Raw genomic sequence first — 10,409 nt, 5'->3', positions numbered from 1 at the left:
TTGGCGCCGCCGAGCTCCTCCGAGGTCACGGTCTCGTTGGTGACGGTCTTCACCACGTCGGGGCCGGTGACGAACATGTAGGAGCGGTCGCGCACCATGAAGATGAAGTCGGTCATGGCGGGCGAATAGACGTCGCCGCCGGCGCAGGGCCCCATGATGACCGAGATCTGCGGGATCACCCCGGAGGCGATCACGTTGCGCTTGAACACCTCGCCATAGCCACCGAGGGCCGCCACGCCTTCCTGGATGCGGGCGCCGCCCGCATCGAACAGGCCGACGATGGGCGCGCGCATCTTGAGCGCCATGTCCTGGATCTTGATGATCTTCTGGGCGTGGGCCTCCGAGAGGGACCCGCCGAACACCGTGAAGTCCTTGGCCAAGACGAAGACGGTACGCCCGTTGACGGTGCCCCAGCCGGTCACGACGCCGTCGCCGGGGATCTTCACCTTCTCCATGCCGAAATCGGTGGAGCGATGCTCGACGAACATGTCGAACTCCTCGAAGGAGCCCTTGTCGAGCAGCAGCTCGATGCGCTCGCGGGCGGTCAGCTTGCCTCGGCCGTGCTGCGCCTCGATGCGCTTTTCGCCGCCGCCCAGGCGTGCCTGCGCGCGCCGCTCCTCAAGCCGTTCAATAACTTCCAGCATGCACTACTGCTCTAATTTGGCCTATCGCGGAGCGATGAGCGAAAACTTACGATTGTTAAGATCTCGTTTGATCTGATCGATCTTGCCGAAACAAGTTTTTTCGTGCGAAGTAGTGAAGTTGCAAACTTGGCGTTTTAACATGAAGCGAAAAATTTTTGCCGGTCGTGCCATTCGCGAACTACGCGAAGTGAAAGGTCTCACCCAGTCAGACCTCGCTAAGAGGATTGGTGTGTCCCCGAGCTACATGAGCCAGATTGAGGCTAATCAACGTAGTCTCTCCGGGACGGTGATAGTCGAGCTCGCACGCGTTCTTCGTGTCGATGTTGCAGCTTTCTCGAACGATGATGGTGTTCGGTTGGCAGCAACTCTGAGGGAGGTGCTAGGCGACCCTGCGCTCGGCAGCCTCGATATAACTCTGCAGGAACTCAAGAATGCCTCTCTTCATGCCCCAAAGCTGGCGCGAGCGCTAATCGATCTTCACAGGCTCTATCGTAGGGCGGAGGAGAAATATCGCTCATTGGACGACGCGCTTCGAGCGAGTGAGGGAAATGCTGGTAGCCACCAATCAGCTTTCGAGGAGGTTCGAGATTTCTTCCATTTCATCGGGAACTATGTCGACTCCCTCGACCGTTCTGCGGAAGCGTTGGCTGCACGAATTGCCAATAGCTCAGGGGATGCGCTTAGTCGCCTGGCGCATTACCTGGAAGCAAACTACGGCATATTGGTATCCCGGCATTTCCCCGCGGACGGTCGCCCTTTTGTCAGCACGTTAGATCGGTCTCGCGGCACACTCTTGCTGAACGACACTCTCCCGTCGCCGACGCTGGCTTTTGCTGTCGCGCGTCACTTGGCGACACTCTCATTTTCCGACGAGATCAATGTCATCGTTGACGCTGCCTCCTTCGGCGGAAGCGATGCGGGTGCTGTCTGTGTGGCTACCTTGGCGAACTACTTTGCGGGCGCCCTGCTCATGCCTTACCGGCAGTTTGCGGAAGAAGCCCGCAGAATGCGGCATGACGTCGAGCGACTCGCGGCGCAGTTCGGGGTCAGCATTGAGCAGGTCTGCCATCGCCTCTCGACCCTTCAGCGCCCCGGCAATGAGGGAGTCCCGATGTACTTTCTGCGTGTCGATCGCGCAGGCAACATCACAAAGCGCCATAGCGCTACGCGACTTCAATTCGCGCGCTATGGGGGCGCGTGTCCCATTTGGAATATCCATGAGGCTTTTGAAACGCCCGAACGCTTTCTCGTCCAGGTTGCCGAGATGCCTGATGGTGATCAGTATCTGTCGATCGCCCATGCTGTCACAAAGGGTGGAGGACGCTTCGATTCGGCGCGTCTCCGATACGCAATCGGATTCGGTTGCGAGCTGGCGTATGCAGATGAGTTCGTCTACTCAGACATCATTGACACTCGAAAGCCCTCTCCCGTTGTAAAAATTGGCGTCAGTTGTCGTCTATGCGACCGGGCCGACTGCCATCAGCGGTCGATGCCTCCCTTTGATCGGAGAGTCACTATAGACCCCGACTTGCGAAATATTGTGCCTTACCAACTGGGACAAAGGTGAGCGTCGGCATTGGCCGCAACGCGAGAATTCTGGCTCCGTTGCATTAACCTTGGCGGGGTTGGAAAAGGGCGACTACCTGAGGAGCTGTCTTGCTGTCTCTGTTCAAGCGCCATCGCTTCCCGGTTGAGATCATCATGCTGTGCGTGCGCTGGTACTGCAAGTATGGGATCAGCTATCGCGATCTCGCCGAGATGATGTCCGAGCGCGGTGTCGCCGTTGATCCATCTACGATCTTCCGTTGGGTTCAGCGCTATGCGCCGGAGATCGAGAAGCGAATTCGGCTCTACCAAGGGCCCCGCTCAGGCTCCTGGAGAGTGGACGAGACCTATGTGCGGGTTGGCGGACGCTGGAAGTACCTGTTTCGAGCTCAACGACCGTGGTCAACCCTCAGTCGCTGTTCGAGATGCGCCGAGTAACTTGAGATTAAGTAACAGAACGAGAAATAGATAATCCCTGCGAACGCAAAGCCTGTATACAGGGCGGAAGGTCCTGCCCAATTAGGATCCGCGAAAGCTGCGCGCAGCCCGCCAAGCAGATCGAAGATCGCTACAATTGAGACGAGTGTTGTATCCTTCACCAACCCAATGAATGAGTTGACGATGCCAGGGATGACTAACCGTAATGCTTGCGGCAGCACGATCAGCCCTATCGATTTGCTGTAGTTTAACCCTAGTGCTGCTGCGGCCTCGTGCTGGCCACTCGGTATAGCTTGGAGGCCACCTCGGATGGTCTCAGCCATATAAGCTCCTGAGAACAGCGAGATGCCTACGAGAACGCGCACCATCGCGTCTGGCGAATTTTCCAGGAACAGCGGCAGCATATAGGTTGCAAAGAATAGAACCGTGATAAGCGGTACACCTCGGACCACCTCGATGAATATGACTGCAGTTGTCCGAATAATTGAAGCCTCAGACCGTCGGGCCAGTGCCAGAACGATGCCGATCGGTAAAGACGCGACAATGCCAGTTGTTGCCACGACCAGCGTAACAAACAGCCCCCCCCATTCCGATGTGGGCACAACCGGTAAGGCAGGCTTGTCAATAGCCCCACTACTGACAGCAGCAGCCAGAATCCAACCGGCGCCGGCGGCGCCCAAGCCGAACAACGCCCACTTATGACGAGCAGCAGCTCCTCTCTGAACCAAAGCTTCCAGCGCTGCCGCCAGACATCCCAAGGTGAGAGTAGTCTCAACAACGGGAACGGTTGACGCATTGGCGAAGTGGGGGACGAGAATGCCCGTGATGATTGCAATCACTAAGATTGAGTAACCGACAGCCTGTTTAGCTCGTGCTTGCTCATTGAGGACCATGAGATGGATTGCAAGCATCACCACCGAGGCCGCCAGAAGCATGACAGACGCAACCTTCAGCCAAGGCGTTATGATCGGGCCGCCATAAAGAAAACTGAACGCAAAGACTGGGAGCACACCAAAAAATGCAACCGCGTTGTGCAGCTTATAGGGAACCCGTGGCACCAGTAGCGGGATCAGCAACACGACTGCGAATACAAGTACGAGATTAACACGCCAACGCTCATCGGCGGGATAAAACCCGTAGGTCAGCTGACCGAGTTTGGCCCAAATAAAAGGCCAGCATGCGCCCACCTCATACGACAGGCCTGTGCATGCAGATTTGTCAGTTCCGATCCAGACGGCCCTGACAATTGCAAAATCGATTATGGTGCTCAGGAGCATGTAGACGACATACGTGCCGACGAGCGTAGCAATCGCCTGCTGAGGGCTTGAGAAGACCTCTCGACGCAGCCAACGACCAGGGCCGATATCCATCGGAGGTGCGGGCATGGAGGGGTGAGGATTGCTCTGTATGAATGACGTTGTCATAGCCTCACCTCGCCACCAACGCGATGCGTGCGTTGTACCAATTCATAAACAAGGATGTGATTATGGATATTGTCAGATAAGTGACCATCCACATTCCGATGACCTCAATACCTTGACCTGTATTATTGAGGATAGTTCCTCCTACCGAAACAAGATCTGGATATCCGATGCTAACACCCAACGATGAGTTCTTTACAATATTGAGATACATGCTGGTGAGCATAGGTACAATTATTCGCATGGCTTGGGGGATGGTGATTAGCCGAAGGATAGTGCCAGGCTTGAGTCCAAGAGACCGACCGGCCTCCGTTTGACCCTTCCCAACACCTTGAATGCCCGCTCGAACAATTTCACCAATGTTGGCAGCACTGTAGACAGTAAGAGCGATCACAAAAGCAGCAAATTCGGGCATCATCGTAACACCCCCGGCTAGGTTGAAGCGACCTTGCTTGGCAGGTTCAAGCTGCACCGGCTCGCCTGCAAAAACATAGCATGCGCCGAGTATGAGGAGCGCGCCGATCGAAAGGGCGATCGAAGCTTTCTTGGAAAGGCCCGTTCCCGTCTGGTCGCGGCGGGCTTTTGACCACCGCACTGCGAAGGCGCCTGCAGCTATCAAAGCGAGAGCCGCAATACCCACAACAGCAGCGCCAGGCTGTATCACTGGCTGCGGCAAGGTAACGCCCCGCTGGCTAACGAAGACCGTCCCTAGGATCGACAGAGCCGAACGTGGCGACGGCATCGCGGAAAGGACGGCTAAATACCAGAACAGAATCTGGAAAAGCAGCGGCAGATTGCGGACTACTTCGACATACCACCTGGCAAGTTGCGAGATTACAAAGTTCGGCGCCAGTCGGCCTATGCCAACGGCGAAACCAAGGATCGTTGCCAGAATTATCGAGACCGCCGAGACGAACAGGGTGTTCAATAAGCCAACAACGTATGCCCGCCCATAGGTCATGGTCTCCGCCCAGGGAATGAGGGTTTGTGAGATCCCAAAGCCTGCCACCTGATCGAGAAAGCCGAAGCCACTAGCGATGCGCTGATTGGCAAGGTTGGTCGCCGCGTTCTGTACTGCACTATACGCTGCGAACGCCAGCAGCGCAGTCAGAAGGGCTTGCAAGAGAAAGCGACGGACTTTTGGATCGTTGATAAGTGCAGTCCGGGGCGCGTTTCGCCCCTCGCGTGGTGCAACACGATGCATGTTCGGATCTTCCGGATTGCCAGGGAACTAGTCGGCCGAACACATAAGTCCGACCGACCAGGGGTCATCCGCCGGGAAGGCGGGAAGAGGCCATCAGCAATTACCTGATCGGAGGCGCGTATTGCAGTCCGCCCTTTTTCCAAAGCGCATTTGCCACACGCTCGATCTTTAATGGCGAATCTTTGCCAACGTTTTGATCATAGACTTCGCCATAGTTCCCGACATGGCGCAGGATCTTATCAGCCCAATCCTTCGTGAGACCAAGACCCTCACCCAAGTTCCCTTCCGATCCTAGAAGGCGCCGAATCTCCGGATTAGTCGATGAGCGCATTTCAACGACATTCGCTTTGGTCACGCCGAGTTCTTCCGCATTGACCATTGCGAAGTGCGTCCACTTCACAATGTTTAGCCATTGATCGTCGCCCTGACGAACCGCCGGCCCGAGGGGCTCCTTCGAAATCAGCTCGGGTAGCACAATGTGGTCGTCTGGCTTTTGTAGTTGGGCGCGCCGAGAATAGTTTGCAGACGAATCCGCGATCAGAGCGTCACAGCGACCTGTCTCATAGGCCTTTGCTGTTTCATCTATAGTGACGAAAACAACTGGCTCGAACGCCATGCCATTGGCGCGGAAATAGTCTGCGACGTTCAGTTCCATCGTCGTTCCGGATGTTACGCAGATGGAAGCTCCAGACAAATCCTTTGCACTCTTAACGTTCAGAGATTTCTTCGTCATGAAGCTGTTTCCGTCGTAGAAGTTCACAACGGCGAAATTCATGCCTAGCGATGCTTCGCGCTGCATAGTCCAGCTCGTGTTCCTCGACAGAAGATCGACAGCACCGGACTGTAAGGCGGTGAAGCGGTCCTTGGCCGACAAGGGCGAGAACTGAACCTTGTTTGGATCATCGAAAATTGCTGCCGCCAACGCTCGGCAGAGGTCGACGTCGATTCCCGACCATTTCCCCGCACTGTCCGGGATGGAGAACCCTGCAATGCCCTGAGACACTCCACAGACAATGGCCCCACGAGACTTGATCCGGTCCATGGTAGGCCCGGCGATCGCGCTTGAGACCGAAACTGCGGAAAGCATGATCGCAGCGGCGGCGACTTCGAGTTTGCGGATTGTCCTGTTCATTTTTCCTCCTTTGGGCCACATGTTGCCCGTCTGCAGTTTGCCGTTAGGCGTCCGACTCTGAAAGGAGATCATGGCTTGGTTTTTTCTTTTACATTTTTTTGCATTCGAAGATTAGTTTGCGGACATCAACTGTTGCTCTCTGGATCGTGCTCGCTGCTTCTGGTCGGCGCAGGCGTCTAATCAAGCAGCATCAAGAGCCTGGGCGAGGTCGCCCCAAATGTCCGCTTCGTCCTCGAGGCCGATTGAGAGCCGGATAAGATCCTCTCCGACGCCCTCGATAGGCTTCGCTTCCGGCCGAACCGTTTGGCGAGCTCGTAGAATGCTCGCAGGGTGATTGATTAGCGTCTCCACATCACCGAGGCTCACACCGCGATTAGCAAGCTTCAACCGATCCAGCACCCGGCGAGCTCCTTCGAATCCTTTCTTGAGCCCGAATGCTAACATTCCAGATCCGCCGGACATCTGCTTCTTAGCAATCTGGTACCCGACGGTGCCTTCCAGGAATGGATAGTTCACCCAAGCCACTGCCCGGTGTTCGGCGAGCTTGCGGGCAATGGTCAGAGCGGACTGGCTGTGACGCTCCATCCGTAGCGGCAATGTCTTCAGTCCGCGAAGGATGAGCGCTGCAGCCATCGGCGAGAGCGTAGCTCCCGTCAAATAGCGAAGGCCATGGCTGTGCAGATGCGAAATCGTCTCCTGATCACTCAGCAACACACCGCCCAGGACATCCCCGTGTCCATTAATATACTTGGTAAGAGAGTGCAGCACGATGTGAGCTCCGTGCTCTAGCGGACGCTGCAAGGCGGGGGATGCAAAGGTGCTATCCACCACGACTTTTGCACCCACCTTAGATGCCCCTGCCGCAATCGCAGCAATGTCCAAAATTTCCGATAGCGGATTCACCGGTGTTTCGAAATAGACCAGCTTTGTCTTTTCGGTAAGCGCAGCGTCGAGACTAGCGGGATTGGTCAGGTCGACTGGAACCACCTTGATGCCAAAGCGCGGTATGCCGTCACGAGTTAAGGCAGCCGTATTGGAGTACAAGGTACGATGAACAATGATCTCATCATCCTGCGACAGAAGCCCAAGCATGAGGGTTCCCGCTGCCGCCATACCCGTCGATAGTGCCAGAGCGGCTTCCGCGCCTTCCAAGTTAGCCAGTCGAGCCTCGAGGATTTCGGTGGTCGGATTGTGCTCGCGAGCGTAGAGTTTGCCGCCGAGGGACGCAGCAGCATCCATGGCTTCCATGCTCTCAAACCCATAGGTAGACGTGAAGAAGACCGGGGGTGCCACAGCGCCCTCGAAGCGCGACGGGTCGTAACCATGGTGAATAGCTCGGGTCGCGAACCCGCCTACATGCCCATTTAACCCATCACTCTGCTTCGAACCTGACATGACATTTCTCCAGTATGATGAGCAGTTTGCAGCGGCTCAGAGGTCCAGCACGATCTGGCCCTTCGCCCTTGAGACACAAGGTATGAATCGCTTGGTACGAGCTTCGGGACTGAGCACAGCATCCCGGTGAATCGGCTCCCCGCTGAGGATGCCACATTCACAGCTCCCGCAGACGCCGTTTTCGCACGATGAAAAGAGCAAGACGCCAGCAGTGCGAAGGATACTCAGTGCCGATGCATCCGCTGGCACTTCAAACTCTCGGCCACTAGATCGCAACCGAACCGAGAATGCCTCAGGGACAAAGTCTCTATCGGTCTCGGGCTGAAAAGCTTCGAAATGGACATTCTGAGTAGGCCAATGAGCGGATTCGGCCCTGATCCACGCCATAAAGCCGGGCGGACCACAGTAATACAGGTGCGTTCCTTCCTCGACGACTTTAAGAAGCTCCGTCATGTCAACGGAAGTGCTGGGCTCGTCGTCGAAATGGAAAACAACACTGCCGGCGGGGAGTTCAGCCTCAAGTTCTCTTGCCATAGGTGCAAGAGATCGACTGCGCGAAAAATAATGCAGCGTGAAAGCTTTGCCCTGGGCCTTTAGAGCGTGGGCCATGGCGATCATCGGAGTGACCCCGATACCACCGGCAATCAACAGGTGCTTTGCTCCGTCTGGACTAAGCCTGAAATGATTCCGCGGGGCGGAGACCGGGACCTCGTCACCAACACGCAAATTGTCATGCAGCCAGGCTGAGCCCCCCCGGCCCTTCGCCTCTAGCTTCACGCCGACGATGTACCGAGACAAATCAGCCGGGTCTCCCATTAGAGAGTATTGGCGGATTTTCCCAGTAGGTAGGTGGACGTCTACGTGAGCCCCGGCTTCGAAAGGCGGCAATTCAGGTCGCTTGGGATGACGAAACTCGATGACGCTAACATCTCCAAGCTCCGATCGGAGCGAGGCGACCTTCATCTTCATAATTAGACGGGGCGAGGCCATACGATCAATCCTCAAGCGGAAGGATTCGATCGCCTGGACGAATGATGCCCCCACTCTCGATCGAGCAGTTCAATCCGGAACGATTCAAAAGGCCCTCAAACAAGCGCGGCATTCCCAGCAACTCCTCTATATATTTGCAGGGGAAGTTGAGCCTTGCACCGCGCAATATAGTTTCGCCGACCCGGAAACGCTTTCCGATGAGATGATTCACCGGAACACCACGTGTCGTAAGGTTTCGGCGGTGATCTGCCGGCGACAGGTTCAACTTGATTCCGGGTATTTTGGGCTCCCCGAGAGCCAACTGTTCAAGGACCTCAGCTTCGATCAGCGTGATGTCGCGGACATCCGGCTTGGGAGAATAGGTTCCCGTTCCCAGGAAGTAGCGGTCGCCCTCGATGCCCTTTCCCGCCACAAGGCGCGCTTCTGTCAGTTCCTCCATTTCGTAGGAGGCTGACGGAGCGATGTGGATATGCAGAAGCTCCCCGGACCAAACTTGCACCATGATTCCCTGCACCTGAATGCCCATTGGACAACTTGTTGCCCAAATGGGTAGCAGACTTTTGGAATTGCTGCAATAACGAGTCGAACAGCCGAGCTCTTTCGCTCCACCGGCATCAGGGGCCTAGCCGCCGACGAAGTGGCGACTTAGTGATAGAAATTGGCAGAAGACTTGGATTTGGAGCAAAAATTGCCAAGAGCAAAATCGATCAAGGACCTTGCCCTTACTCCAGTGGACGACGCCGCGCGGGCGTTTGGCCTGCAAATGTCTGCGATAAGGCGTTCCCGCAAAATGACGTTGGATCAGCTGTCAAGCATCACAGGATTGAATAAAGGATACCTATCCCGCGTCGAACGCGCCGAGAAGATGCCCTCCATCGCAACCGCCTTGAAGCTGTCCCAGGCATTTTCTGTTCCTGTTTCTGCCCTCTTCGGGGAAGCAGTCGATGATTCGCTGATTCATATTGTCAGAGCCGCAGAACGGCCCGCAGTCCGGCAAAACTCGGACGAGGCGCATTTCGAGCCTCTAAGCCAAGCTGCCGGTGGACTCGAGGCCTTCCTGTTGTTTCCTGGACAAGTCTATGGCCCAGATGGCCGCGTGGATCACGGCGGAACTGAGATAATATTTGTCGTTTCAGGGCAAATCGAAGTGCAATTCGCGGATCGCACAGTGATCCTGAACTCTGGTGATTTCCTGCAGTTCCCCGGGCACATCGCGCACCAAGTTAGGGCACCGAACGGCGACGGCAGCGCACTTATCGCGGTGTCGCGAGAGAAAAGCTGAGGGCGAACATACCCTCCTCGGCTCATCGCTCGAAGATGCCAGTCTTCAAGTTCAGGTTGACTTCTATTGACTACGATGCTGTTCTAGGCAACCTGTTGCCTAAATAACGACGACCGCCAAGTCGACAACATCGTAGGGATGGATCCGTGATAGCATTGCAGAGCAACCGGCCTATCAGAGCGACCAAGCCGACCTCGCTGAAGACGGCAACGGCGGTGGAGATGGTTGGCGTCCACAAGTGGTATGGCGCATTCCACGTGTTGCGAGACATTAACCTGAATGTGCGCCGGGGTGAGCGAATCGTGATCTGCGGTCCCTCGGGCTCCGGCAAGTCCACGATGATCCGCTGCATCAACCG

10 protein-coding genes and 1 pseudogene are annotated in these 10,409 nt (G+C 56.0%); 4 read left to right on the top strand and 7 right to left on the bottom strand.

What is annotated here, in order from left to right:
* The coding region (locus tag KBI52_RS04055; RefSeq protein WP_305797873.1) for a carboxyl transferase domain-containing protein at positions 1 to 644 on the bottom strand (644 nt) is incomplete at its 3' end.
* A gap of 139 nt (positions 645 to 783) precedes the next feature.
* On the opposite strand from KBI52_RS04055, the gene KBI52_RS04050 reads away from it, so the two are divergent.
* Together KBI52_RS04050 and KBI52_RS04045 are read left to right on the top strand one after the other, a co-directional pair.
* A complete protein-coding gene (locus tag KBI52_RS04050) occupies positions 784 to 2,211 on the top strand; it encodes a short-chain fatty acyl-CoA regulator family protein (protein WP_210805509.1) in 1,428 nt (475 codons plus the stop codon).
* Between the two features lie 92 nt (positions 2,212 to 2,303).
* Positions 2,304 to 2,579: pseudogene (locus tag KBI52_RS04045) on the top strand (IS6 family transposase); the annotation flags it as partial.
* Here the strand turns inward: KBI52_RS04045 and KBI52_RS04040 are convergent.
* The 6 genes from KBI52_RS04040 to KBI52_RS04015 form a co-directional block, all read right to left on the bottom strand.
* A complete protein-coding gene (locus tag KBI52_RS04040) occupies positions 2,579 to 4,051 on the bottom strand; it encodes an amino acid ABC transporter permease (RefSeq protein ID WP_210805505.1) in 1,473 nt (490 codons plus the stop codon). The pseudogene KBI52_RS04045 and the gene KBI52_RS04040 overlap by 1 nt on opposite strands.
* 4 nt (positions 4,052 to 4,055) lie before the next feature.
* Complete coding sequence (locus KBI52_RS04035; protein ID WP_210805503.1) at positions 4,056 to 5,252, bottom strand: amino acid ABC transporter permease; 1,197 nt, start codon at positions 5,250 to 5,252, stop codon at positions 4,056 to 4,058.
* A 100-nt stretch (positions 5,253 to 5,352) separates the two neighbouring features.
* Positions 5,353 to 6,384, bottom strand: a complete 1,032-nt coding sequence (locus tag KBI52_RS04030) for an amino acid ABC transporter substrate-binding protein (RefSeq protein ID WP_210805501.1) — start codon at positions 6,382 to 6,384, stop codon at positions 5,353 to 5,355.
* Between the two features lie 180 nt (positions 6,385 to 6,564).
* Positions 6,565 to 7,779 carry a PLP-dependent aspartate aminotransferase family protein gene (locus tag KBI52_RS04025; protein ID WP_114948173.1) on the bottom strand — a complete coding sequence of 405 codons (1,215 nt, stop codon included), beginning with the start codon at positions 7,777 to 7,779 and terminating at the stop codon, positions 6,565 to 6,567.
* Between the two features lie 36 nt (positions 7,780 to 7,815).
* Complete coding sequence (locus KBI52_RS32655) at positions 7,816 to 8,595, bottom strand: PDR/VanB family oxidoreductase (RefSeq protein ID WP_256439460.1); 780 nt, start codon at positions 8,593 to 8,595, stop codon at positions 7,816 to 7,818.
* Positions 8,596 to 8,773: 178 nt separating this feature from the next.
* Positions 8,774 to 9,295 (bottom strand): MOSC domain-containing protein, encoded by a 522-nt coding sequence (locus tag KBI52_RS04015; RefSeq protein WP_245435683.1) that lies wholly within the window; start codon positions 9,293 to 9,295, stop codon positions 8,774 to 8,776.
* A gap of 132 nt (positions 9,296 to 9,427) precedes the next feature.
* Between KBI52_RS04015 and KBI52_RS04010 the strand changes: the two genes are divergently transcribed.
* Entirely contained in the window at positions 9,428 to 10,051 is a 624-nt protein-coding gene (locus tag KBI52_RS04010; RefSeq protein ID WP_114948175.1) for a helix-turn-helix domain-containing protein, read from the top strand.
* 155 nt (positions 10,052 to 10,206) lie between these two features.
* Positions 10,207 to 10,409 (top strand): ATP-binding cassette domain-containing protein (locus KBI52_RS04005; RefSeq protein WP_247654169.1); only part of this gene is annotated, 203 nt, incomplete at its 3' end.

The organism is Microvirga sp. HBU67558, assembly GCF_018069605.1.
GTDB classification, from domain to species: Bacteria; Pseudomonadota; Alphaproteobacteria; order Rhizobiales; family Beijerinckiaceae; genus Microvirga; species Microvirga terrae.
Note: the sequence above shows the minus strand (reverse complement) of the source record. Positions and strands in the feature narration are given on the sequence as shown.